This is a genomic window from Burkholderia contaminans, from assembly GCF_029633825.1.
Taxonomy (GTDB): domain Bacteria; phylum Pseudomonadota; class Gammaproteobacteria; order Burkholderiales; family Burkholderiaceae; genus Burkholderia; species Burkholderia contaminans.
In genome coordinates this window covers 391,223-415,090 of the sequence record NZ_CP090640.1, presented here as the reverse complement: position 1 = coordinate 415,090, position 23,868 = coordinate 391,223, and the positions used below count along the sequence as shown (strand labels likewise).

Below are 23,868 nucleotides of genomic sequence, written 5' to 3'. Positions count from 1 at the left end.
TCGCCGCGCCGGTTTCCCGCACATGAAAAAACGCCCGACCGGCGCGAACCGGTCGGGCGTTTTCGTTTGGGCGCGTGGCCGGCGGCTTACTTGCCGACGCCCGAGGCCGCGATCTTCGACTGCGCGAACTGCGCGAACAGCGCATGCAGGCGCGTGGTCGGGTGGACCGTGTCGGCGAACATGTAGGTCTGGTCCGCGTTCGCGACCGTGTAGTTCTGCGGCGAGCAGAACAGCGACGAGCCGAATGCGGTTGCGTTCGCGACGCCGTACTGCGTGGCGGCCTGCACCATCGCCTTCAGGTTACAGGCGGTGTCGGTGTTCGACACGGCGAAGCCGTTCGCCTGGTAGTTCGCGAGGATACCGTCCTGCCACGTGAACGTGTCGAGCAGCACGTACTTGGTCGTGTCGACCTTGAGCGCCTGCAGCGTCGCGGCGAGCGTGCCGTTGAACAGCATCGACAGTTGCGTGAGGGTCTTCTGCGAGCCGCCCTGGAGCGCGAGCGGCGTGCCGCCGATATCCGGCACGTTCGACACGAACACGTGCGTCGCGCCGGCGGCGACGATCTGCTGCACGATGCCCGCGAGCTGTTGCGCGGCAGCGCCGATGTTCTGCTGCAGTTGCGTCGGCGTGATCGCGCCGGCCTGCAGCGCCGCGACCTGGTAGAAGATGTCGTTCGCGCCGCCGTTCAGCAGCACGATCTGGCCCGCGTTGAAGCTGCCGTGCTGCGACACGTATTGCTTGACCTGGTCGGCGATCGGCGTCGTGGTCGCTTGCGCGTAATCGGCGTTCGGCACGCTGGCGTCCGCATGGCCGATGCCCGGCTGCTGGGTCACGCGCGAGCCGCCCTGTGCGTAGCCGAGGCCGCCGGTGGCCTGCAGCGGAATGCCGAAACCGCCCTGGTTCGCGGGCTGCAGCGTGTCGCCGTAGTACTGCGCGACGTTCTGCGTCCACACCTGGCCCGGGTTGGTCGTGAAGCGGCCGCCGCCGAAGCCGAGCTTGATCTGCGAGTAGGTGCCCGCGTCGGACAGGCTGTCGCCGAACGATACGACCTGCATTTTCACGCCCGACGGCGGCGTGTTCGATGCGCTGTTGCTGTTGTTGTCGTCACCGCCGCCGCATGCGGCGAGCAGCGCCAGTGCGGCGCCGGCGATCGCGACCTGCGCGGTGCGCAGCATGCGCTGACGGGTGCGGGCGGGTGCGTGTTGTTGTGTCTGCATCGTTCGATCTCCTCGTAGATATGGCCTGATGTGTCTCTCATCTGCCGCGTGCCTGCTCGGTTCCGGGCTGCGCGGCGGCCGTTGGCTGAAACGGTTTATTGGTCTCGCGCAACCGCAAGCGGCACGGTGCGCGGATCGGGGTTCGCGGCCTCGGCAATCTGCGCATGATAAGCGCTCGCCCATTCGGGCGGGCCGAAAATCGCGCGCAGCTTGTTGCGCCAGCCGTCGACGCGCAACGCGTCGCCGGCCATCGAAACCCACTCGTGGAACGTCGCGACGAGAGGGTTGTTCGAGTCGAGTCGCTCGACGATCCCGTACCGCGGCGGATCGTCGGGCGTTTCCTCGACATAGCTGCCGAACAGGCGATCCCAGATCACCAGGACGCCTGCGTAATTGCGGTCGATGTAGCGCGGGTTGCGCGCATGATGCGCACGGTGGATCGACGGCGTGTTCAGCACGTATTCGAGCCAGCCGAGCTTGCCGATCGCCTGCGTGTGCACGAAGAACTGGAACGCGAGGTTGATCAGCACGATGCCGACGACCTGTTGCGGCGGAAAGCCGGCGAACGCGAGCGGCAGCCAGAACACCCACATCCCCGCGACCGGGTACATCAGGCTCTGGCGGAACGCGGTCGAGAAATTCATCCGCTCGGACGAGTGGTGCACGACGTGCGCGGCCCACAGCCAGCGCACGCGATGGCTCGCACGATGAAATACGTAGTAGAGGAAATCCTGCGCGACGAACAGCACCGCGAACGACAGCCAGCCGTCGTGCCACGTGAACACGCGATAGTGCCGGTAGCAGTACGCATAGACGGGGATCACGAACAGCCACGCGATCTTGTCGGCGCCCTGGTGCATCAGCGCGAGCGCCGCGTTGCACAGCGTGTCGCGCCACGCATAGACGGGGTCCTGCGCACGGGTGCGGGCGAGGTGCCAGGCCTCCCACGCGATGCAGAGCAGGAAGACGGGCGCCAGCGCGAGCAGAAGCAATTCGACGTCGAATCGCATGGGCGTGTCTCCTTCTTTCCCCTGCAAGCCTTGAGGCCGGGCGTGTGGCCCGTTGTAGATATCGGTCAGGCCAACAGCCTACGCAATCGCCACGCGCTAGGCGAGGGGGCAGCGTAGAGGGTTCCCTCTGAGGACAGGGTTTTTACGGAAGCCGCGCGGCACGGGGCCAGGCGGTGCGGCCCTGTTTTTTCGGGCGTGATGCCCGCGCGGTGTGTCGTGCGCCGGTGGCGGCTGGCGTTTCAAACTGGGGAGGGCGGGATTCGGTGTGCGAAGGCGCCGGCAGGCCGCCCCGGCGGCGCGTCAGGGCGACCCGCTGCATGGTGCCGCGCCGATGCCGACGCGGGCCGACGTGCGCCGGCAGCAGGTCATGGGCGCGCCGTGTGTCGTGGCGCGCCGCAACCTCAATGCGCGCCGGCGTAGATCCACTCGAGCAGCGAGTCATGCGCGGCCCGTGCGGCTTCGGCGTGATCGTTGTTGATGAAGCTCACGACGATGTAGCTCTGGCCGTCCGCACCGGCGACGTAGCCGGCGATCGCGCGCACGTCGCGCAGCGTGCCGGTCTTGATGTGCGCGTTGCCGAGCACGCCGGCGTTGGTGAGGCGGTTCTTCATCGTGCCGTCGATGCCGGCGATCGGCAGCGAATCGACGAAGGCCTGCGCGACGGGGCTCGCGTTCGCGGCCTGCAGCAGCGCGGCAAGCGACAGCGCGCTCACATGCTCTTCGCGCGACAGGCCCGAGCCGTTCTCGAGCACGAGGTCGGGCATCGCGATGCCGTTCTTCTGCAGGAACGCCTGGATCACGCGGCTCGACTGCTCGGGCGTCGCGGGCGGCTTGCCGCTGGCCGCGCCGATCGTCAGGAACAGGTTGCGCGCCATCACGTTGTTGCTGAACTTGTTGATGTCGTAGACGATGCTGCCGAGCACCGGGCTGTGATGCACGGCGAGGGGCCGCGCGGTGGTCGGCACCTTGCCCTCGCTCACCGGCCCCGCGATCGTGCCGCCGTCCTGCTGCCACAGCGCGAGGAAGCCGCGTGCGAAGAACGTCGTGTGATCGAGGATCGCGAGGTTGGTCGTGTGCGCGCCGCAGCGCAGCGGGTAGTCGCCCGCGAACGACGCGGTCATGATCCCGCCGCCGGCCGTCAGCGTCGGGCGCGCGGCCGCGGCGGCCGCGCTGCACGAGCCCGTGCCCTCGACCAGCTGGTTGTCGATCGACAGATCCGCGAGCGGCGGCAGCACGTCGACGGCCACCTTGCCGTCGTCGCCCGGCGTGACGGTGAACGACACGGCCTTGAATGCGTACAGCAGCGGGTCGGGGCCGACGTTGTACGGCGCGCTCGCGTCGTCGTCGAACGAAGGGAGATCGCGGGTCGAGGCCGCGAAGTAGCTCTTGTCGAGCACGAGGCCGCCGGCCACGCGCTTGACACCGGCCTTGCGGAGCTTGTCGACGAGGTCGATCAGCTCCTCGGGCACGAGCTTCGGATCGCCGGTGCCCTTGATGTACAGGTTGCCCTGCAGCGTGCCGTCGGGGTCGATCGTGCCGTCCGTGTAGGCGGTCGTGCGCCAGCGGTAGTCGGGGCCGAGGATCGACAGGCCCGAGAAGGTCGTCACGAGCTTCATCGTCGACGCAGGCATCATCGGCCGGCTCGCATTCCACGCGATCAGCGGTTCCGGATCGCCGACGCGCTCGACGACGACGCTCATCGCCGACGCCGGCACCTTCGCGCGCTGCAACGCGACGAGCACGGACGCCGGCAGGCCGGCCGCGCGTGCGGCGGGCGATACGACCGTGGTCTTGCGTGCTTCCTTGCGGGATTTCTTGCCGGCCTGCGCGGCAGGCGCGAAGGCGAGGGCAGTACAGGTGGCGACGATGGCGGCTGCTCGCAGGCAGAGGCGGGCGCGGGGGGCGAACCGGGCGGAAAGATCGGAAATCGGCATGAGCGAATACGGGAGAAGCACGACGTTCGGGCAGGGCGCGCGCGGCGCCAAAGCGCACATTGTAGAGACAAGTCCGGACAGCGCCCTTGCAATCCGCCTTTCTGTTGCATTGCACGGTGCCGCGCGCCCGGTTCGCGGCGCTACAATGGTCGGCGTGTTTGACTCGCCCCATGGATGCCTGTCCCGATGCGGATTCTGCTTGTCGAAGATGATCGAATGATTGCCGAAGGCGTGCGCAAGGCGCTGCGCTCGGACGGCTTTGCGGTCGACTGGGTGCAGGACGGCGACGCCGCGCTGACGGCGCTCGGCGGCGAGACGTACGACCTGCTGCTGCTCGATCTCGGCCTGCCGAAGCGCGACGGCATCGACGTGCTGCGCACGCTGCGCGCACGCGGGCTGGCGCTGCCGGTGCTGATCGTCACCGCGCGCGACGCGGTGGCCGATCGCGTGAAGGGGCTCGACGCGGGCGCCGACGACTACCTCGTCAAGCCGTTCGACCTCGATGAACTGGGCGCGCGGATGCGCGCGCTGATCCGCCGCCAGGCCGGGCGCAGCGAATCGCTGATCCGCCACGGCGCGCTGACGCTCGATCCCGCTTCGCACCAGGTGACGCTCGACGGCGTGCCCGTCGCGCTGTCCGCGCGCGAGTTCGCGCTGCTCGAGGCGCTGCTCGCGCGGCCCGGCGCGGTGCTGTCGAAGAGCCAGCTCGAGGAGAAGATGTACGGCTGGGGCGAGGAGATCGGCAGCAACACGGTCGAGGTCTACATCCACGCGCTGCGCAAGAAGCTCGGCTCGGACCTGATCCGCAACGTGCGCGGGCTCGGCTACATGGTCGTCAAGGAAAGCTGACGCGTGAGGTCGATTCGTCATCAATTGCTGATCTGGCTGCTCGCGATCGTCGTTGCGGGCGTGGGCATCGCGGGCTGGCTCATCTACCGGCAGGCGCTCGCCGAGGCGAACGAACTGTTCGACTACCAGTTGCAGGAAATCGCCGCGGCCTTGCCGTCCGAGCCGTTCTCGCAGGTGTTCGGCTCGCGCACCAACGGCGAAGAAGGCATCGTGATCCAGATCTGGAACCGCAACGGCGTGCTGATGTACTTCTCGCATCCGCGTGCGCCGATCGCGCCGCGCGCGGAGCTCGGCTTCTCGACCGAACGCACCGATCGCGGCGAATGGCGCGTGTACGGGGCGATCGTCGGCGACAACGTCGTGCAGCTCGCGCAGCCGCTGTCGGTGCGCAACCGGCTCGCGGCGAACGTCGCGCTGCGCACGCTGTGGCCGCTGATCGTGCTGTTGCCGTTCCTCGGCGCGGCCGTGTGGGGATCGTCGGGCGCGGGCTCGCGCCGCTCGGCCGCGTGACGCGCGCGGTCGAGGCGCGCCGGCCGGAAGCGCTCGATCCGCTGCCCGATGGGCGCCTGCCGCTCGAGGTGCAGCCGCTCGTCCGGGCACTGAACGGGCTGCTCGCGCGGCTGGCGGCCGCACTCGACACGCAGAAGGCTTTCGTGGCCGACGCCGCGCACGAACTGCGCACGCCGCTCGCGGCGGTGCAGATCCAGGCGCAGCTCGTGGCCCGCGCGAAGGACGACGCGTCGCGCCGCGAGGCGGTCGCGGATCTCCAGGATGGCGTGTCGCGTGCGACGCGCCTCACGGAGCAACTGCTTGCGCTCGCCCGCGCGGAACCGGATGGCGCGACGATGCGCGAGCCGGTCGACCTGCAGGCGCTGCTTGCCGAATGCGTGGGCGCGGTTGCGCCGCTCGCGCAACGGCGCGACATCGATCTCGGCTTCGAGGAGACGCGCGCGGCGAGCGTCGTCGCGGACGTCGGCGCGCTGCGCGTGATGTTCGGCAACCTGCTCGACAACGCGGTGAAGTACACGCCGGACGGCGGCCGCATCGACGTGTCGCTGACCCGCGACGCGGCCGGCCGCGCGTGCGTGCAGATCGGCGACAGCGGGCCCGGCATTCCGGCCGAGGAGCGCGAACGCGTGTTCGACCGCTTCTACCGCGACAGCTCCGCGCGGGCGCGCACCGACGTGGCGGGCAGCGGGCTCGGGCTCGCGATCGTCAAGCGCGTGGCCGCGCAGCAGGGCGCGACGGTGTCGCTCGGCGATGCGGCCGCGGGCGGCCTGCTCGTCAGCGTCGTGTTCCGCGACGCCGAGATGCCGGCCGAGGCGCCGCAGCCGTCCGAATCCGCGTGAAGAACGCTCTCCGGCGGGCGGTGACGGCCGCTTAAGCCCCGCTTAAGGCTGATTAAGCCTCCTTTAAGCCAGGGTCGTTACGCTGCGTCCTAACAAAGAGGAGGTCCTACGATGAACACCCGATTCCTTGCGCGCGGCGCCGTCGCGGTCGCCGTGGCGGCCGCCCTGTCCGCAGGTTATGTTGCCGGCACCCGCCGCGCCGATCCGCAGATCATCACGCCCGCGCAGGCCGCACTGATGCCGGCCGAAGCGGCCGCGAAGACCGGCATTCCCGACTTCTCCGGGCTGGTCGAGACCTACGGCCCGGCGGTCGTGAACATCAGCGCGAAGCACGTCGTGAAGCAGGTGTCGCGGCGCGTGCCGCAGCCGCAGCTGCCGATCGACCCGAGCGATCCGTTCTACCAGTTCTTCAAGCACTTCTACGGCCAGGTGCCGGGCATGGGCGGCGACGCGCAGCCGGACGACCAGCCGAGCGCGAGCCTCGGTTCCGGGTTCGTCATCAGCTCCGACGGGTACATCCTCACCAATGCGCACGTGATCGACGGCGCGAACGTCGTCACGGTCAAGCTGACCGACAAGCGCGAATACAAGGCGAAGGTCGTCGGCTCCGACAAGCAGTCCGACGTCGCGGTGCTGAAGATCGACGCGAGCGGCCTGCCGACCGTGAAGATCGGCGACCCGGCGCAGAGCAAGGTCGGCCAGTGGGTCGTCGCGATCGGCTCGCCGTACGGCTTCGACAACACGGTCACGTCGGGCATCATCAGCGCGAAGTCGCGCGCGCTGCCGGACGAGAACTACACGCCGTTCATCCAGACCGACGTGCCGGTGAACCCCGGCAACTCGGGCGGCCCGCTGTTCAACCTGCAGGGCGAGGTGATCGGCATCAACTCGATGATCTACTCGCAGACGGGCGGCTTCCAGGGCCTGTCGTTCGCGATCCCGATCAACGAGGCGATCAAGGTGAAGGACGAGCTCGTGAAGACGGGCCACGTGAGCCGCGGCCGCCTCGGCGTTGCCGTGCAGGGGCTGAACCAGACGCTCGCGAGCTCGTTCGGACTGCAGAAGCCGGACGGCGCGCTCGTCAGCTCGGTCGACGCGAACGGCCCGGCCGCGAAGGCCGGCCTGCAGCCGGGTGACGTGATCCTGTCGGTCAACGGCTCGCCGGTCGCCGATTCGACGTCGCTGCCCGCGCAGATCGCGAACCTGAAGCCGGGTTCGAAGGCCGACCTGCAGATCTGGCGCGACAAGTCGAAGAAGTCGATCAGCGTGACGCTCGGCGCGATGGCCGACGCGAAGCTCGCGTCGAACGACGGCGGGCCGGTCGAGCAGGGGCGCCTGGGCGTCGCGGTGCGTCCGCTGTCGCCGCAGGAGCGCAGTGCCAGCAACCTGTCGCACGGCCTGATCGTGCAGCAGGCCGGCGGGCCGGCCGCCAACGCGGGCATCCAGCCCGGCGACGTGATCCTCGCGGTCAACGGCCGTCCGGTCACGAGCCCCGAGCAGTTGCGCGACGCGGTCAAGGGGGCGGGCAACAGTCTTGCTCTACTGATCCAGCGCGATAATGCGCAGATCTTCGTGCCGGTCGACCTGAGCTGACCGGCCACGGCCGACGGCCGGCCAGGCCGGCCGCGGCGGGCGCCGCCGCCGTTCGGAACGTGTGACGCGGCGCCCTGTATGTGTTCCGACCCCAAGGAGAGAGCCATGCAATATCTACGCAACGTGTCCCGATTTGCCGTCGCCGCGGCGCTGGCCGCCGGCCTCGCAGCCGGCGCGACCGGCGCGTACGCGCAGTCGGACGGCTTGCCCGCCGCGCGCCAGCAGGGCGACGTCACCTTCGTGTCCGGCGGCGTCGGGCTGGACGAATCGACGGCGTTCCAGCGCAACGAGCCGAATTGGCCGCTGGCGCTGCGGTTCACCGGCAAGGGCGGCGAGTTCCTGGCCGACGTCCATGTGCGGATCGTCGACGGCAAGGGTACCGAAGTGCTGAAGACCGACGCGCGCGGGCCGTACATGCTCGTGAAGGTGCCGCCGGGCCGCTATACGGTGCAGGCGTCGTACCAGGGCAACGAGGAATCCCACGCCGTCACGGTCGGCACGAAGGGCGGCGCGAAAACCGCCTTCCAGTGGCGCGCGCAGTAGCCCGCCGCGCGCGGCCCCGGCCGGGGTTGCGCATTCGGCGGCGGTTTCGCCCATAATGAAAGCCACGGCACCCGTGCCGTGGCTTTTTCGTTTCCTGAGCCCGGCTTGGCCTGGCCGCCCCAAGGAGAAACGATGTCCGACGCAGCCGACCCTCGCCTCGAAATCGTGCCGAACCGCCATCGCGTGCGTGTGATCCATCGCGGCATCACGTATGCCGATTCGCACGGCGCGCTGACCGTGCGCGAAACGGGTCTGCCGGACACCCACTACCTGCCGCGCCGCGATGTCAACATGCGCCGGCTCGTGAAATCAGGCGTCACGTCGACCTCCCCGTTCAGGGGCGAGGCCGTGCACTTCGACTTGCAGACCGAAGACGGCGTGATCGAGAACGCCGCATGGAGTTACGAGGAACCGAACGAGGCCGCGTCGGCGCTCGCGCACTACGTTGCCTTCGACGCTGCACGGATCGACAGTCTCGTCGAGACGTCCTGATGCGGCGCGTGTTCATCGGGGAGGCGTCATGGAACTGAACGACACATTGCGCATACCGCTCGCCCCGCCCGTCGTGCGGGAGGCATTCGAGGATCTCGCGTTGCTGCGCGCGAGCTTCGAGCATTGCGAATCCTTCGAGAAGCTTGCGCCTGGCGCGTTTGCACTGACGATCACGGTGCCGCTCGGCCCGCTGCGCGCCCGCTACGACGTGCGTGCGCATGCGGCCGCCGAGCAGGGTGACGCGGAGGGGCGGCCGCGCCGCGTGCTCAACTTCAAGGCGCGGGCCGACGGGCTCGGCGCGCTGCGCGGCCAGGTCGAACTCGTGCTGATGCCGGATGACGATGCGAACGCCACGCGCATCGAGTACGTGGTCTGGGCGACGGCGAGCGGCCCGCTCACCGAGCTGCCGGGGCGGCAGATCGAAAACACGCTGCGCGAATGGACCGACGATTTCTTCCGTGAATTCTGCGCGGTCGTGCAGGCGAAGCACGGGCTTGCACCGAATCGCGCGCGCTCGGCCGCGCCGCGGCGCCAGCACGTGTTCCTGCGGCCGGCGTCGCTGGTGGCCGCGACGAAGCGTGCGCTGCCGCCGCACCTCGGCAGCGCGCTGACCGGCCGTGCCGCCGGCGCGCTCCCGCATCGCGACGCCGGCACGGTGCCCGTGTGGGCGTGGGCCGCGATGATCGTCTTCGTCGCGCTGCTGCTTTACGCGGCGCGCTGGTTCAACGTCGGCTGAGCGGCCGGCCGGTTCCGCCGCGCGGCCTGCTCGCCGCGCGCGTTACCGCGCGACATCGGCGCCGGCTCCGGCGCCGCGAAATTCCCTTCGATATGCCGACGGCGACGTGCCGAGCGTGCCCGCGAAATGCTGGCGCAGCGACACGCTCGACCCGTAGCCGGCCGCCTGCGCGATTGCGTCGATCGATTGCCCGGTGGTTTCCAGCAGATGCTGCGCGCGCGCGAGCCGCTCGGCCTGCAGCCACGCGGTGACGGTCGTGCCGGTCGCCTGCCGGAAGTGGCGCGTGAACGTGCGCCGGCTCATCAGCACGCGTTCGGCGAGCGAATCGACGCTGTGTGCGGCGTCGAGGTGAGCGCGTACCCAGTCGAGCAGGCCCGCGAGCCGCGCATCGCGCGGGTGCGCGGCGACCGGCTGCGGCACGTATTGCGCCTGCCCGCCCTGCCGGTGCGGCGGGATCACGAGGCGGCGCGCGATCCGGTTCGCGGCGTCCGAGCCGAAGCGCAGCCGGACGACGTGCAGGCAGCAGTCGAGCCCGGCGGCCGTGCCGGCCGATGTCATCAGGTTGCCGTCGTCCACGTACAGCACGTCCGGATCGAGCTTCACGCGCGGAAAGCGTTGTGCGAAGTCGTCGGCCCATGCCCAGTGCGTGGTGGCCGGGCGGCCGTCGAGCAGCCCGGCCGCGGCGAGCACGTAAGCGCCGAGGCACAGCCCGACGAGCTGCGCGCCACGCGCGGCGGCCGCGCGGACGGCGTCGAGCAGCACGTCGGGCGGCGCTTCGTCGGGGTCGCGCCATGCCGGCACGATGACGATGTCCGCATCGTCGAGCCCGTCGAGCCCGTACGGCGCGGTGATCGTGAAGCCGCCCGTCGTCGACAGCGGGCCGCGTTCGGCCGAGCAGACGCGGAACTCGAACGCCGGCGAGGCGGCCGCGTCGCGTTCCTTGCCGAACACGACCGACGGCACCGACAGATGGAACGGGCTGATGCCGTTATACGCGATCACGGCAACGACGGTCGGAGCAGGCTGGGCGGTCCGGATGGACGGGGCGGCGGCGGTCATGGCGGGCTCCGGAATGGCAATGGCCCGATTTTATCGAAGAATGGCTATCGGGCCACTGTCCGCGCGAACGATGCGCGCCGACAATGCATCGCATCGCGCCGCTGGCCGTCCCGTTCCGGGGCGGGGCCGCGCCCCCGGACCAGGAGCCCGCCATGTCGAACGCCGTCCCGCATTCCGCTTCCCAAGCCGTTTCCCGTCGCGCCCTGATCGTGATCGACGTCCAGAACGAATACGTGACGGGCAACCTGCCGATCGAATATCCGCCGCTCGACGTGTCGCTCGCGAACATCGGCCGCGCGATCGATGCCGCGCACGCAGCCGGCGTACCGGTGATCGTCGTCCAGCACGTCGCACCGGCCGGCGCGCCGATCTTCGCGCCCGGCTCCGACGGCGTCGCGCTGCACGCGGTCGTTGCCGGCCGGCCGTATGCGCACCTGATCGAGAAGAAGCAGGCAAGCTCGTTTGCCGGTACCGACCTCGCCGCGTGGCTCGACGCGGACGGGATCGACACGCTCACGGTGGCCGGCTACATGACGCACAACTGCAATGCGTCGACGGTCTATCACGCGGCGCACGCGGGGCTGAATGTCGAGTACCTGGACGACGCGACGGGCACGCTGCCGTACGAGAACGAAGCGGGCGCGGCGAGCGCCGAGGAGATTCACCGCGCGTACTCGGTGGTGTTTCAGTCGAATTTCGCGGCCGTGATGTCGACCGACGCGTGGATCGCGGGATTGGCCGGTGCGCCGATGCCGAAGCGCGATTCGGTCGCCGCGTCGAACCGGCGGGCTCGCGCGCAGCGCGCGAAGGCGGCCTGAAACAGGAGGGAGATGGGAGCGGGCGCGGGCAGCGCGTTGGCGAGGTCGGTGCGCCGCCCGATGAAACACACAACGCCGCAGACGACCGCTTGTTGCGCGGTCAGTCACCGTCCTTCAGCATCGCCGGGCTGTAGCGCAGCATGTCGAAACAGCCGTCGACGAGCTTTTCCGCATGCTGCTCGGCGTCGATCTCGTCGGGCAGCATCAGCATGTCGCGCACGAAACCGCTGACGAGCGTGTGCAGCATCAGCGTCGCGCGCCAGGTATCGAGCCGCTCGGGCAGCAGCTTGAGCCGCACGGCCCCCGCGAGATCGGCGTCGATCGCGTGCAGCGCCTCGCTCATCCCCGCACGGTTGCGCTGGAGCAGCGGCTCCAGATCCGCGACGTACTCGCACTTCATGAACAGGATGCTGAACACGCGGCGCAACTGCGCATCGCGCTGCACGCCGAGCAGGCACCAGATCAGGATCTGCCGGATCTTCTCGAGCGGATTGCCGCCCGGCGCGTCGAGCGGCATCCGCTTCAGCTCGTCGATCGGCAGAAACACGCGGTCGAACATCGCGTCGAACAGCTCGCTCTTGTTCGCGAAATGCCAGTAGATCGCACCGCGCGTCACGCCGGCATGCTGCGCGATGTCCGCGAGCGACGTGTGCGACACGCCCTTCTCGAAGAACACGTGTTCGGCGGCGTCGAGAATGCGATTGCGTGTCTCGAGCGCCTCCTCCTTGGTACGTCTGACCATGTGCAGGCCTGATTGGAATGATCGTAGGTGAATATAGGGTCTGCAACCCTCGGCGCAGTCATATAGACTGGCTATGCTTGCGGTTGGTAACAATCTGTAAGACTGGACAGCAGGCGAGGCACAAACGGGCTTTTTACATACATTCATGAATGTATATACAATACCACCCTACGATCGAATGACCCAAGTGGCAATCAGTTAATATCCCACTCTGCTGATTCCCGCCAAAGTAACAGTCCGCAGTGCGGGGCAACCTGTCGGCACGGAGGTTTCGTGCCGCTTGCTGTATCTAGCAGTCCAGTATTTCAGGTGTTCGATCTGCGCCGTGAGGCGCATCCGTGTTGCGCTCCCTCCGGTCGGGTGCGGCACTTATTCCATTGGTTATACACAGAGGTCGCTCCATGCGCGTCGAACGGGTTCCATACCGCTTAATCACTGTCGCGACGGCCGCCGTTTTCCTGGCCGCGTGCGGGAAAAAAGAATCGGCACCGCCGCCGCAAACGCCGGAAGTCGGCGTCGTCACCGTCCAACCGCAAGCCGTACCGGTCTTCAGCGAACTGCCGGGCCGCACCAGCGCATTCCTCGTCGCGCAGGTGCGCGCACGAGTCGACGGCATCGTGCTGCGCCGTGAATTCACCGAAGGCACCGACGTGAAGGCCGGCCAGCGTCTGTACAAGATCGATCCGGCGCCGTACATCGCCGCATTGAACAGTGCGAAGGCAACGCTCGCGAAGGCGCAGGCGAACCTCGTCACGCAGAACGCACTGGTCGCGCGCTACAAGGTGCTGGTGGCCGCGAACGCGGTCAGCAAGCAGGACTACGACAACGCAGTGGCCACGCAGGGCCAGGCAGCGGCGGACGTCGCGGCCGGCAAGGCGGCGGTCGATACCGCGCAGATCAACCTCGGCTACACCGACGTCGTGTCGCCGATCACCGGCCGCGTCGGCATCTCGCAAGTGACGCCGGGCGCCTACGTGCAGGCGAGCCAGGCGACGCTGATGTCGACGGTGCAGCAGCTCGATCCGGTGTACGTCGACCTCACGCAGTCGAGCCTCGAAGGCCTGAAGCTGCGTCAGGACGTGCAGAGCGGCCGCCTGAAGACGAGCGGCCCGGGCGCCGCGAAGGTGTCGCTGATCCTGGAAGACGGCAAGACCTATTCGGAAGCCGGCAAGCTGCAGTTCTCGGACGTGACGGTCGACCAGGCCACCGGTTCGGTGACGATCCGCGCGGTGTTCCCGAACCCGGGCCGCGTGCTGCTGCCGGGCATGTTCGTGCGCGCACGGATCGAGGAAGGCGTGAACGAGAACGCGTTCCTGGTGCCGCAGATCGGCGTCACGCATGACCAGAAGGGCCAGGCGATCGCGATGGTGGTGAACGCCAGCAACAAGGTCGAGCCGCGTCCGCTGAAGACCACCGGTATGCAGGGCCCGAACTGGATCGTCGAAGGCGGTCTGCAAGCGGGCGACCACGTGATCGTGCAGGGCGGCGAGAAGGTGCGCCCGGGTGCGACCGTGAAGTCGGTACCGGCACAGCTCGCACCGGCGGCCGGAGCCGCATCGGGCGCCGCCGCCACCGCCGCGCCGGCTGCCGCCGGTTCCGGCGCCGCTGCCGCTTCCGGTGCTGCCGCATCGGGCGCCGCGCCGGCGAGTGCTGCCGCTGCTTCGAGCGCGCAATAACAGGGAGCCTGTTTCATGGCAAAGTTTTTTATCGATCGCCCGATCTTCGCGTGGGTGATCGCCATCATCCTGATGCTGGCCGGGGTTGCGGCGATCTTCACGCTGCCGATCTCGCAGTATCCGACGATCGCGCCGCCCTCGATCCAGATCACCGCGAACTACCCGGGCGCTTCCGCGAAGACGGTGGAAGACACGGTGACGCAGGTGATCGAGCAGCAGATGAGCGGTCTCGACAACTTCCTGTACATGTCGTCGACCAGCGATGACTCGGGCAACGCGACGATCACGCTGACCTTCGCGCCGGGCACCAACGCCGACATCGCGCAGGTCCAGGTGCAGAACAAGCTGTCGCTCGCGACGCCGATTCTGCCGCAGGTCGTGCAGCAGCTCGGCCTGTCGGTGACGAAGTCGAGCAGCAGCTTCCTGCTGGTGCTCGCCTTCAACTCCGAAGACGGCAGCATGAACAAGTACGACCTCGCGAACTTCGTGGCGTCGCACGTGAAGGACCCGATCAGCCGGTTGAACGGCGTCGGTACCGTCACGCTGTTCGGCTCGCAGTACGCGATGCGGGTCTGGCTCGATGCGACCCGGCTGACGAACTACGGCCTCACGCCGGTCGACGTGTCGACCGCGATCTCCGCACAGAACGTGCAGATCGCAGGCGGCCAGATCGGCGGCACGCCGTCCACGCCGGGCACGATGCTGCAGGCGACGATCACCGAATCGACGCTGCTGCAGACGCCCGAGCAGTTCGGCAACATCCTGCTGAAGGTCAACCAGGACGGCTCGCAGGTTCGCCTGAAGGATGTCGCGAAGCTTGAACTCGGCGGCGAAAACTACAACTTCGACACGAAGTACAACGGTCAGCCGACCGCGGCACTCGGTATCCAGCTCGCGACCAACGCGAACGCGCTGGCGACCGCGAAGGCCGTGCGCGCGAAGATCGACGAACTGGCGCCGTTCTTCCCGCACGGCCTCGTCGTGAAGTACCCGTACGACACGACGCCGTTCGTGAAGCTGTCGATCGAGGAAGTGGTCAAGACGCTGCTCGAAGGTATCGTGCTCGTGTTCCTCGTGATGTACCTGTTCCTGCAGAACCTGCGGGCGACGATCATCCCGACGATCGCGGTGCCGGTGGTGCTGCTCGGCACGTTCGCGATCATGTCGATGGTGGGCTTCTCGATCAACACGCTGTCGATGTTCGGCCTCGTGCTCGCCATCGGCCTGCTGGTCGACGATGCGATCGTGGTCGTGGAGAACGTCGAGCGGGTGATGGCGGAAGAGGGCCTGTCACCGAAGGAGGCGACGCGCAAGGCAATGGGCCAGATCACCGGCGCACTCGTCGGCGTGGCGCTCGTGCTGTCGGCGGTGTTCGTGCCGGTGGCATTCTCGGGCGGCTCGGTCGGCGCGATCTATCGTCAGTTCTCGCTGACGATCGTGTCGGCGATGGTGCTGTCGGTGCTCGTCGCGTTGATTCTGACGCCGGCATTGTGCGCGACGATCCTCAAGCCGATCCCGCAAGGGCATCACGAAGAGAAGAAGGGCTTCTTCGGCTGGTTCAACCGCACGTTCAACAACAGCCGCGACAAGTACCACGTCGGCGTGCACCACGTGATCAAGCGTTCGGGCCGCTGGCTCATCATCTACCTGGTCGTGATCGTCGCGGTCGGCCTGCTGTTCGTGCGCCTGCCGAAGTCGTTCCTGCCCGATGAAGACCAGGGCCTGATGTTCGTGATCGTGCAGACGCCGTCGGGCTCGACGCAGGAAACGACCGCGAAGACGCTCGCGAACATTTCCGACTACCTGCTGAAGGACGAGAAGGAAATCGTCGAATCGGCGTTCACGGTCAACGGCTTCAGCTTCGCCGGCCGCGGCCAGAACTCCGGTCTCGTGTTCGTTCGCCTGAAGGACTACTCGCAGCGTCAGCATGCGAACCAGAAGGTGCAGGCGCTGATCGGCCGGATGTTCGGGCGCTACGCGGGCTACAAGGACGCGATCGTGATCCCGTTCAACCCGCCGTCGATTCCTGAACTCGGCACCGCTGCCGGCTTCGACTTCGAGCTGACGGACAACGCGGGCCTCGGCCACGATGCGCTGATGGCCGCGCGTAACCAGCTGCTCGGGATGGCCTCGAAGGATCCGACGCTGCAGGGTGTGCGTCCGAACGGCCTGAACGATACGCCGCAGTACAAGGTCGACATCGATCGCGAGAAGGCGAACGCGCTCGGCGTGACGGCGGATGCGATCGACCAGACGTTCTCGATCGCGTGGGCGTCGAAGTACGTGAACAACTTCCTGGATACCGATGGCCGGATCAAGAAGGTCTACGTGCAGGCAGACGCACCGTTCCGGATGACGCCGGAAGACCTGAACATCTGGTACGTGCGCAACGGGTCGGGCGGGATGGTGCCGTTCAGTTCGTTCGCGACCGGTCACTGGACGTACGGTTCGCCGAAGCTCGAGCGCTACAACGGTGTGTCGGCGATGGAAATCCAGGGCCAGGCCGCACCGGGCAAGTCGACCGGTCAGGCGATGGCCGCGATGGAACAGATCGCGAAGAAGCTGCCGGTCGGTATCGGCTATTCGTGGACCGGCCTGTCGTTCCAGGAAATCCAGTCCGGTTCGCAGGCGCCGATCCTGTATGCGATCTCGATCCTCGTCGTGTTCCTGTGTCTCGCGGCACTGTATGAAAGCTGGTCGATCCCGTTCTCGGTGATCATGGTGGTGCCGCTCGGCGTGATCGGTGCACTGCTCGCGGCAACGATGCGCGGCCTCGAGAACGACGTGTTCTTCCAGGTCGGCCTGCTGACCACCGTGGGCTTGTCCGCGAAGAACGCGATTCTGATCGTGGAGTTCGCGCGCGAACTGCAGATGACGGAGAAGATGGGGCCGATCGAGGCCGCGCTGGAAGCGGCGCGCCTGCGGCTGCGTCCGATCCTGATGACGTCGCTCGCGTTCATTCTCGGCGTGATGCCGCTCGCGATCAGCAACGGCGCGGGTTCGGCCAGCCAGCACGCGATCGGTACGGGCGTGATCGGCGGGATGATCACGGCGACGTTCCTCGCGATCTTCATGATCCCGATGTTCTTCGTGAAGATCCGTGCGATCTTCAGCGGCGAGAAGGAAGACGTCGACGAGGCGCTGCGCCTGGCTCAGGAGCACTCGCACCACGAAGAGAAGCCGGGCAACGGCGACGAAGGCAACAAGGGACAGTGATGATGCAAAAACACGCTTTGACTGCAATCGCGGTCGCGCTCTTTGCCACGGGCTGCACGATGGCGCCGCATTACAAGCGGCCCGATGCGCCCGTCGCGCAGGCGTACCCGGCCGGCGGCGTCTACGCGACGCAGCCGGGTGCGGCCGGCGCGCGCAGCGCGAACGGGCAAGCTGCGACCGCCATCGGCTGGCGCGAATTCTTCGTCGACCCGCGCCTGCAGCGGCTGATCGAGATCGCGCTGAACAACAACCGCGACCTGCGCGTGGCAGTGCTGAACATCGAGGCCGCGCGTGCGCAGTACCAGATCACGCGCGCGGGGTTGTTCCCGACGCTCGACGGTACGGGCACGGGCAGCATCCAGCGCGTGCCGCAGGGTCTTTCGCAGACCGGTGCGCCGTACATCTCGCGCGCCTACAACGTCGGCCTGTCCGCGTCGTGGGAGCTCGACCTGTTCGGCCGCGTGCAGAGCCTGAAGGACCAGGCGCTCGCGCAGTACCTGTCGACGTCGTATGCACGGCAGGCGTCGGAGATCTCGCTGGTATCGCAGGTGGCTGACCAGTACCTGACGCTGCTGTCGACCGACGATCTGTTGAAGGTCACGGAGAACACGCTGAAGACCGCGCAGGCGTCGTACGACCTGACCAAGCTGCAATTCGACAACGGCACGGGCTCCGAGCTCGAGCTGCGTCAGGCGCAGACGGTGGTCGAGACGGCGCTCGCGAACCAGCAGGCGCAGGCGCGTGCACGCGCGCAGGCGTTGAATGCGCTGGTGCTGCTGATCGGCGAGCCGCTGCCGGACGACCTGCCGGCGGGCAGGCCGCTCGACGCGCAGAACCTGCTGACGGATGTGCCCGCTGGCCTGCCGTCGGATCTGCTGACGCGTCGCCCCGACGTGATGCAGGCCGAGCAGACGCTGCTGGCCGCGAACGCGAACATCGGTGCGGCCCGCGCGGCGTTCTTCCCGAAGATCTCGCTGACGGGTGCGTTCGGCACCGGCAGCCCGACGCTCGGCGGCCTGTTCAAGGCCGGCACGGCCGCATGGTCGTTCGCGCCGCAGATCACGATGCCGATCTTCGAAGGCGGTCAGAACATCGCGAACCTGAACCTCGCGCACGTGCAGAAGCGCATCGAGATCGCGAACTACGAGAAGGCGATCCAGTCGGCATTCCGCGAAGTGTCGGATGGCCTCGCCGCACGCGGCACGTACGACCAGCAGATCGCCGCGCTCGAGCGCAACGAGCATGCGCAGCAGCGTCGCTTCGACCTGTCGGACCTGCGTTACAAGAACGGTGTCGACAGCTACCTGTCGGTGCTGACCGCGCAGACGGACCTGTACTCGGCGCAGCAATCGCTGATCAGCGCACGTCTGGCACGCTGGACCAATCTGGTCGACCTGTATCGCGCCCTGGGCGGCGGCTGGATCCAGCGCGCAGGCGAAACGCCGCGTGCGCCGGATGCACCGGTCGATTACGACAAGGCGGCCGCTCCGGCGCCTGCGTCGGCAACGGCGACGAACGGGTAAGCGCAAGGAGGGGCACGCGCGGTTTCGATCGCGCTTGCCTTTCGAACCGGCTGGTTGCGGAATCGAAAACGCCACTGACGAAAGTCTGTGGCGTTTTCTTTTGCGTGGTCGATTCGTGCGGCGCGAAGACGGTTGGGGTGACGATGCGCGTATAGGATTCCGGCGTCGCTTATTGCGCCGGACCAGCCATCCTGGTTGGCCAACCGGCATCCCGCTCCGCGCCCGCGGGCGACCCTTTCATGTGTCGTGACCGCCTGTTCCGCCGTTCCGCCGTTCGACCGTCCGCCTGTCCGCCTGTCCGCCTGTCCGCCTGTCCGCCTGTCCGAACGCCCAGTTGTCCGAATGATCATCGCGCAGCTTCCCGCACCCGCAAAACAAAACGCCACGGCATGCCGTGGCGTTTTGCGTTACCGCTTGGTGCCGTCGTCCGGCGCGCGGCGATCGGTGGTGTCAGTGATGCACGTCGGCGGGCCGCCCGTCGAAGTCGTGTCCCGCGCGCCGAATCTCGCAGCGCGCATCCTTTTCGCCTTTCACGCCGTTGAACACGATGTTCAGGATCACGGCCGTCGCCGATGCCAGCAGGATGCCGCTGTGCAGGATCGGGGCGAGCGCGGGCGGCAGCTTCGAGAAGAAGTGCGGCGACACGACCGGCACGAGGCCCATGCCGACGCTCACGGCGACGATGAACAGGTTGTGCGAGTTATTCACGAAGTCGACCTTCGACAGCACCTTGATGCCGTTCGCCGCCACCATCCCGAACATCACGATGCCGGCACCGCCGAGCACGAACGGCGGCACCGATGCGACGACCTGCGCCATCTTCGGGAACAGGCCGAGCAGCACGAGGATCACGCCGCCGGTCGCGCACACGAAACGGCTCTTCACGCCCGTCACGCCGATCAGGCCGACGTTCTGCGAGAACGACGTATGCGGGAACGAGTTGAAGATGCCGCCGATCAGCGTGCCGAGGCCGTCGACGCGCAGGCCGCGAACCAGGCGCTCCTGGTTGACCGGGCGATCGACCATGTCGCCGACCGCGAGGAACATGCCGGTCGATTCGATGAACGTGACGAACATCACCGTGACCATCGTCACGATCGACAGCGGGTCGAAGTGCGGCAGGCCGAAGTGGAACGGCATCACGAAGCCGACCCACGGTGCGTGCGCGACGCCGTCGGTATTCACGCGGCCGATCGCGAAGGCGATCGCGAAGCCGGCGACGATGCCGAGCAGCACCGAGATGTTCGCGACGAAGCCGCGGCCGTACTTGTTGATCAGCAGGATCAGCGTGAGCACGAGCAGCGACAGGCCGAGATAGACCGGGCTGCCGTATTCGGGATTGCCGACGCCGCCGGCCGCCCAGTTGATGCCGACTTCCATCAGCGACAGCCCGATCACGGCGATCACCGTGCCGACCACCACCGGCGGGAAGAACCGCAACAGCTTGCCGATCATCGGCGCGAGCACGATGCCGATGATGCCGGCCGCGATGGTCGAGCCGAAGATGTCGAGGATGCCGAGGCCGGGGTTGGTGCCGATCGCGATCATCGGGCCGACTGCCGCGAACGTGCAGCCCATGATGACGGGCAGGCGGATCCCGAAGATCCACAGGCCGAGCGTCTGGATCAGCGTGGCGATGCCGCACGAAAACAGATCGGCGCTGATCAGGAACGCGATCTGGTCTTTCGGCAGCTTGAGCGCGGCGCCGACGATAAGCGGCACGGCGACAGCGCCGGCGTACATGACGAGGACGTGCTGCAGGCCAAGCGTTACCAGCTTGCCGGTCGGCAGCACCTCATCGCACGGATGGACCGTGTTCGATTGCATCTGTCTCACTCCATGATCTTGTTTTCGGGGTGATACGAAATTATTCGGAATGAATCCATGCAACAAGAGTGCTGGGTTCTATTCCGTTCTTTGCTGGTTCGATATGCCATTTCGGCATGGAACAGGGTGTCGATCATGGGGAAACAGCCGCAGGAGTGAGGTTCCCCGGTTTTATAGCCCTTCAAAATAGCGCTGGCCCCCGTGTCAAATATAGGCCGCTTTATGGTGTGTATCGGGCGGGCGGCATAGTGGCAAAAAGTGCCTGGGGAAAATCGCGCCGGGTTAACCCGCGAACGGCCGCTTTTGCCCGCAAGGCGCAGCCGGGTGGAACCCGGCCGGCGATTGCGTGTTCGGCCTGCCGCGACGACGGCAAAAAACGGGGCGCGCATCGCGATCCCGTTATCATCGACATCCGTTCATTCGAATTCGCCCTCACGTCATGCGCCTGCTCGGAATCGACCTCGGCACCGGCTCCGTCAAACTCGTCACGCTCGATGCCGATGGCGTCGAGCGGGCGGTCGCGAGCGAACCTTATGCGCTGTCGTCGCCGCAGCCCGGCTGGGCGGAGATCGCGCCGCACGCGTGGTGGCAGGCGCTCGTGCGCGCGGCCGCGCGGCTGCCGGCCGACGAGCGTGCGCAGGTGGCGGCGATCGGGTTCTCGGGGCAGATGCACGGCGTCGTGCTGATCGACGTGGCGGGGCAGCCGGTGCGTCCCGCGCTCCTGTGGCCCGACACGCGCGCGGTGCGCGAAGCGGACGCGGCCGATTGGCCCGCCGCGGGTTCGCCCGCCGCACCGAATCCCGTCGCGCCGGGCATGGCCGGCCCGCTGTTGCGCTGGCTGGCCACGCACGAACCCGAAGCGCTGCATGCCGCGCGCTGGGCCGTGCAGCCGAAGGACTGGTTGCGCATCGCGCTGGGCGGCGACGTCGCGGCCGATCCGAGCGATGCGTGCGCGACTGCGCTCGCGACACCCGATGGTGAATGGGATCTCGCATTGGTCGACGCGCTCGGCTTGCCGGCCGACCGGTTCGCGCCGGTCGTTCCGTCGACCGCGCGCTGCGGCACGCTCGGCGCGCAGGCTGCCGCGGCGCTCGGCCTGCCGGCCGGCGTGCCGCTGGCGACGGGCGCAGCCGACACCGCATGCGCGGCGCTCGGCAGCGGGCTCGCCGCCGCCGGCGACGCGCTGCTGACGACGGGCAGCGGCGGCCAGATCGTCGTGCTCGCGGATGCGCTGCCGCCCGCGCGACGCGGGCTGCATCGCTATCGCGCGGCGGCCGGCGGCGGCTATTACACGATGGCCGCGATGCAGAACGTCGGGCTCGCGCTCGAAGCCGTGCGCGGCTGGCTCGGCTATGCGCAGTGGGCCGATGCGTATGACGAAGCGTTCGCCCACGCGGCGTCGGAACGCCTGTGCTTCCTGCCGTACCTGACGGGCGAGCGTTCGCCGTGGATGAACCCTGACGCGCGCGGCGGCTGGCTCGGCCTCGGGCTCGGCGACACGCGCGGCGCGATGATGCGCGCCGCGTTCGAAGGTGTCGCGTTCGCGTTGCGCGCCGGGCTCGATGCGATCCGCGACGCCGATCGCGGCGATCCGGTCGCGATGCTGCGTCTCGCGGGCGGCGGGTCGGTCGATCCGCGCTGGCGCCAGTTGCTCGCCGACGCGCTGGGTGCGTCGCTGCACGCGATCGACTGCCCGAACGCCGCGACGCGCGGCGCCGCGCTGCTCGCGGGCGTCGCGATCGGGCACTGGCGGGAAGACGCGCTGCACGCACTGGCGCCGGCGGCGTCGCCGGTTGCCGCGCCGCGCGACGATCGCTCGTTGGCCGCGCGCCACGCACGCTTCATCGATCTGTATGCGCGAACGGATGCATGGTTCACGACGGGCGTTTAAACTCGGACACTTGTTCTTTTGCGCCAGCGATGACGCATCGTGGCAAGCCGGCGACCGTTTCCCGCACGCGATGCGCGGCCGGACCGGCCATCATGGCGAGCACGAGATTCTTTTGCCGTGCCGTGCGCGACGCCGCGCGGCACGGCTTCGACAGCTTTGCATGGAACCCGGTGCGAAGCATGAGGCCGGCATGGGTGCTCGCGCACCCACGCCGGCCGACATGAGCGCTGACGCGCCGACCCGGGCCGACCTCACACACAGACAGGAGTCACACGATGAAGACGAAAGCAGCGATTGCATGGAAGGCGGGCGCGCCGCTGACGATCGAGGAAGTCGATCTCGAAGGGCCGCGCGCCGGCGAAGTGCTGATCGAGGTGAAGGCGACGGGCATCTGTCACACCGACTACTACACGCTGTCGGGCGCCGATCCGGAAGGGATCTTCCCGGCGATCCTCGGTCATGAAGGCGCGGGCGTCGTGGTGGACGTCGGCCCCGGCGTCGGGACGCTGCGCAAGGGCGATCACGTGATCCCGCTCTACACGCCGGAATGCCGCGAGTGCAAGTTCTGCCTGTCGCGCAAGACCAACCTGTGCCAGAAGATCCGCGCGACGCAGGGCAAGGGCCTGATGCCCGACGCGACGTCGCGCTTCTCGCTCGACGGCAAGCCGCTGTTCCACTACATGGGTACGTCGACGTTCTCGAACTACATCGTCGTGCCTGAAATCGCGGTGGCGAAGGTGCGCGAGGACGCGCCGTTCGACAAGATCTGCTACATCGGCTGCGGCGTGACGACGGGCGTCGGCGCGGTCGTGTACTCGGCGAAGGTCGAGGCGGGCGCGAACGTCGTCGTGTTCGGCCTCGGCGGCATCGGCCTGAACGTGATCCAGGGCGCGAAGATGGTCGGCGCGGACAAGATCATCGGCGTCGACATCAACCCGAAGCGCGTCGAGCTCGCGAAGAAGTTCGGGATGACGCACTTCATCAACCCGAACGAAGTCGAGAACGTGGTCGACCACATCGTGCAGCTCACCGACGGCGGCGCCGACTACTCGTTAGAGTGCGTCGGCAACGTGAAGCTGATGCGCCAGGCGCTGGAGTGCACGCACAAGGGCTGGGGCCAGTCGTTCATCATCGGCGTGGCGGCAGCGGGCGAGGAAATCAGCACGCGCCCGTTCCAGCTGGTCACGGGCCGCGAGTGGAAGGGTTCGGCGTTCGGCGGCGCGCGCGGCCGCACCGACGTGCCGAAGATCGTCGACTGGTACATGGAAGGCAAGATCAACATCGACGACCTGATCACGCACACGCTGCCGCTCGAGCGGATCAACGAAGGCTTCGACCTGATGAAGGCCGGCGAGTCGATCCGCTCGGTCGTGCTGTACTGACCGGGAGCGCA

The 23,868-nt window shown here is 67.8% G+C and carries 17 protein-coding genes and 1 pseudogene; 12 read left to right on the top strand and 6 right to left on the bottom strand.

Annotation, left to right across the window (positions count from 1 at the left end; genetic code table 11):
* Nucleotides 1–86: 86 nt before the first annotated feature.
* From LXE91_RS01970 to dacB, 3 genes are all read right to left on the bottom strand, one after another.
* On the bottom strand, nt 87–1,217 hold the full coding sequence (locus LXE91_RS01970; protein ID WP_039360633.1) for an SGNH/GDSL hydrolase family protein: 1,131 nt from the start codon (nt 1,215–1,217) through the stop codon (nt 87–89).
* 95 nt (nt 1,218–1,312) lie between these two features.
* Nucleotides 1,313–2,227, bottom strand: a complete 915-nt coding sequence (locus LXE91_RS01965; protein WP_039360636.1) for a sterol desaturase family protein — start codon at nt 2,225–2,227, stop codon at nt 1,313–1,315.
* A gap of 401 nt (nt 2,228–2,628) precedes the next feature.
* On the bottom strand, nt 2,629–4,161 hold the full coding sequence (gene dacB, locus LXE91_RS01960) for a D-alanyl-D-alanine carboxypeptidase/D-alanyl-D-alanine endopeptidase (RefSeq protein ID WP_039360689.1): 1,533 nt from the start codon (nt 4,159–4,161) through the stop codon (nt 2,629–2,631).
* A gap of 186 nt (nt 4,162–4,347) precedes the next feature.
* Here dacB and LXE91_RS01955 point away from each other — a divergent pair, with 186 nt between their 5' ends.
* From LXE91_RS01955 to LXE91_RS01930, 6 genes and pseudogenes are all read left to right on the top strand, one after another.
* Nucleotides 4,348–5,010 carry a response regulator gene (locus tag LXE91_RS01955; protein WP_039360640.1) on the top strand — a complete coding sequence of 221 codons (663 nt, stop codon included), beginning with the start codon at nt 4,348–4,350 and terminating at the stop codon, nt 5,008–5,010.
* Nucleotides 5,011–5,013: 3 nt separating this feature from the next.
* Nucleotides 5,014–6,359, top strand: a pseudogene (locus LXE91_RS01950) (ATP-binding protein).
* Between the two features lie 111 nt (nt 6,360–6,470).
* Complete coding sequence (locus tag LXE91_RS01945) at nt 6,471–7,952, top strand: DegQ family serine endoprotease (RefSeq protein WP_039360645.1); 1,482 nt, start codon at nt 6,471–6,473, stop codon at nt 7,950–7,952.
* A 105-nt stretch (nt 7,953–8,057) separates the two neighbouring features.
* Entirely contained in the window at nt 8,058–8,495 is a 438-nt protein-coding gene (locus LXE91_RS01940; RefSeq protein WP_039360650.1) for a carboxypeptidase-like regulatory domain-containing protein, read from the top strand.
* A 132-nt stretch (nt 8,496–8,627) separates the two neighbouring features.
* On the top strand, nt 8,628–8,987 hold the full coding sequence (locus tag LXE91_RS01935; protein WP_039360653.1) for a DUF427 domain-containing protein: 360 nt from the start codon (nt 8,628–8,630) through the stop codon (nt 8,985–8,987).
* Nucleotides 8,988–9,015: 28 nt separating this feature from the next.
* Nucleotides 9,016–9,723 (top strand): SRPBCC family protein, encoded by a 708-nt coding sequence (locus LXE91_RS01930; RefSeq protein WP_039360656.1) that lies wholly within the window; start codon nt 9,016–9,018, stop codon nt 9,721–9,723.
* A gap of 42 nt (nt 9,724–9,765) precedes the next feature.
* Here the strand turns inward: LXE91_RS01930 and LXE91_RS01925 are convergent, their stop codons facing one another.
* On the bottom strand, nt 9,766–10,782 hold the full coding sequence (locus LXE91_RS01925; protein WP_039360659.1) for a helix-turn-helix domain-containing protein: 1,017 nt from the start codon (nt 10,780–10,782) through the stop codon (nt 9,766–9,768).
* A 152-nt stretch (nt 10,783–10,934) separates the two neighbouring features.
* On the opposite strand from LXE91_RS01925, the gene LXE91_RS01920 reads away from it, so the two are divergent.
* On the top strand, nt 10,935–11,600 hold the full coding sequence (locus LXE91_RS01920) for a cysteine hydrolase family protein (RefSeq protein WP_039360693.1): 666 nt from the start codon (nt 10,935–10,937) through the stop codon (nt 11,598–11,600).
* A 100-nt stretch (nt 11,601–11,700) separates the two neighbouring features.
* Here the strand turns inward: LXE91_RS01920 and LXE91_RS01915 are convergent, their stop codons facing one another.
* Nucleotides 11,701–12,342, bottom strand: a complete 642-nt coding sequence (locus tag LXE91_RS01915; protein ID WP_011353051.1) for a TetR family transcriptional regulator — start codon at nt 12,340–12,342, stop codon at nt 11,701–11,703.
* A 401-nt stretch (nt 12,343–12,743) separates the two neighbouring features.
* Between LXE91_RS01915 and LXE91_RS01910 the strand changes: the two genes are divergently transcribed.
* From LXE91_RS01910 to LXE91_RS01900, 3 genes are read left to right on the top strand one after another with little or no spacing between them, the layout of a single operon-like run.
* Nucleotides 12,744–14,018 carry an efflux RND transporter periplasmic adaptor subunit gene (locus LXE91_RS01910; RefSeq protein ID WP_046543586.1) on the top strand — a complete coding sequence of 425 codons (1,275 nt, stop codon included), beginning with the start codon at nt 12,744–12,746 and terminating at the stop codon, nt 14,016–14,018.
* 15 nt (nt 14,019–14,033) lie between these two features.
* A complete protein-coding gene (bpeB, locus tag LXE91_RS01905) occupies nt 14,034–17,234 on the top strand; it encodes an efflux RND transporter permease BpeB (protein ID WP_039368427.1) in 3,201 nt (1,066 codons plus the stop codon).
* The gene (locus LXE91_RS01900) at nt 17,234–18,757 is read left to right on the top strand and encodes an efflux transporter outer membrane subunit (protein WP_039368424.1); all 1,524 of its coding nucleotides are present in this window, start codon (nt 17,234–17,236) and stop codon (nt 18,755–18,757) included. Before bpeB ends, LXE91_RS01900 begins: the two co-directional genes overlap by 1 nt.
* A gap of 450 nt (nt 18,758–19,207) precedes the next feature.
* Here LXE91_RS01900 and LXE91_RS01895 read toward each other — a convergent pair whose 3' ends face one another.
* Nucleotides 19,208–20,584, bottom strand: a complete 1,377-nt coding sequence (locus LXE91_RS01895; protein ID WP_039368422.1) for a nucleobase:cation symporter-2 family protein — start codon at nt 20,582–20,584, stop codon at nt 19,208–19,210.
* A 439-nt stretch (nt 20,585–21,023) separates the two neighbouring features.
* Between LXE91_RS01895 and LXE91_RS01890 the strand changes: the two genes are divergently transcribed.
* Both LXE91_RS01890 and LXE91_RS01885 read left to right on the top strand, forming a co-directional pair.
* On the top strand, nt 21,024–22,475 hold the full coding sequence (locus LXE91_RS01890; protein ID WP_039368419.1) for a xylulokinase: 1,452 nt from the start codon (nt 21,024–21,026) through the stop codon (nt 22,473–22,475).
* 275 nt (nt 22,476–22,750) lie between these two features.
* Nucleotides 22,751–23,857, top strand: a complete 1,107-nt coding sequence (locus tag LXE91_RS01885) for an S-(hydroxymethyl)glutathione dehydrogenase/class III alcohol dehydrogenase (protein WP_039368415.1) — start codon at nt 22,751–22,753, stop codon at nt 23,855–23,857.
* Nucleotides 23,858–23,868 lie beyond the last annotated feature (11 nt).

What these genes read in the sequence shown, in the direction of transcription:
- bpeB (WP_039368427.1), top strand. Translation starts at nt 14,034, where the DNA reads ATGGCAAAGTTTTTTATCGATCGCCCGATCTTCGCGTGGGTGATCGCC.
- LXE91_RS01895 (WP_039368422.1), bottom strand. Translation starts at nt 20,584, where the DNA reads ATGCAATCGAACACGGTCCATCCGTGCGATGAGGTGCTGCCGACCGGC.
- LXE91_RS01890 (WP_039368419.1), top strand. Translation starts at nt 21,024, where the DNA reads ATGCGCCTGCTCGGAATCGACCTCGGCACCGGCTCCGTCAAACTCGTC.
- LXE91_RS01955 (WP_039360640.1), top strand. Translation starts at nt 4,348, where the DNA reads ATGCGGATTCTGCTTGTCGAAGATGATCGAATGATTGCCGAAGGCGTG.
- LXE91_RS01970 (WP_039360633.1), bottom strand. Translation starts at nt 1,217, where the DNA reads ATGCAGACACAACAACACGCACCCGCCCGCACCCGTCAGCGCATGCTG.
- LXE91_RS01910 (WP_046543586.1), top strand. Translation starts at nt 12,744, where the DNA reads ATGCGCGTCGAACGGGTTCCATACCGCTTAATCACTGTCGCGACGGCC.
- LXE91_RS01935 (WP_039360653.1), top strand. Translation starts at nt 8,628, where the DNA reads ATGTCCGACGCAGCCGACCCTCGCCTCGAAATCGTGCCGAACCGCCAT.
- LXE91_RS01925 (WP_039360659.1), bottom strand. Translation starts at nt 10,782, where the DNA reads ATGACCGCCGCCGCCCCGTCCATCCGGACCGCCCAGCCTGCTCCGACC.
- LXE91_RS01915 (WP_011353051.1), bottom strand. Translation starts at nt 12,342, where the DNA reads ATGGTCAGACGTACCAAGGAGGAGGCGCTCGAGACACGCAATCGCATT.
- LXE91_RS01940 (WP_039360650.1), top strand. Translation starts at nt 8,058, where the DNA reads ATGCAATATCTACGCAACGTGTCCCGATTTGCCGTCGCCGCGGCGCTG.
- dacB (WP_039360689.1), bottom strand. Translation starts at nt 4,161, where the DNA reads ATGCCGATTTCCGATCTTTCCGCCCGGTTCGCCCCCCGCGCCCGCCTC.
- LXE91_RS01930 (WP_039360656.1), top strand. Translation starts at nt 9,016, where the DNA reads ATGGAACTGAACGACACATTGCGCATACCGCTCGCCCCGCCCGTCGTG.
- LXE91_RS01900 (WP_039368424.1), top strand. Translation starts at nt 17,234, where the DNA reads ATGATGCAAAAACACGCTTTGACTGCAATCGCGGTCGCGCTCTTTGCC.
- LXE91_RS01920 (WP_039360693.1), top strand. Translation starts at nt 10,935, where the DNA reads ATGTCGAACGCCGTCCCGCATTCCGCTTCCCAAGCCGTTTCCCGTCGC.
- LXE91_RS01945 (WP_039360645.1), top strand. Translation starts at nt 6,471, where the DNA reads ATGAACACCCGATTCCTTGCGCGCGGCGCCGTCGCGGTCGCCGTGGCG.
- LXE91_RS01885 (WP_039368415.1), top strand. Translation starts at nt 22,751, where the DNA reads ATGAAGACGAAAGCAGCGATTGCATGGAAGGCGGGCGCGCCGCTGACG.
- LXE91_RS01965 (WP_039360636.1), bottom strand. Translation starts at nt 2,227, where the DNA reads ATGCGATTCGACGTCGAATTGCTTCTGCTCGCGCTGGCGCCCGTCTTC.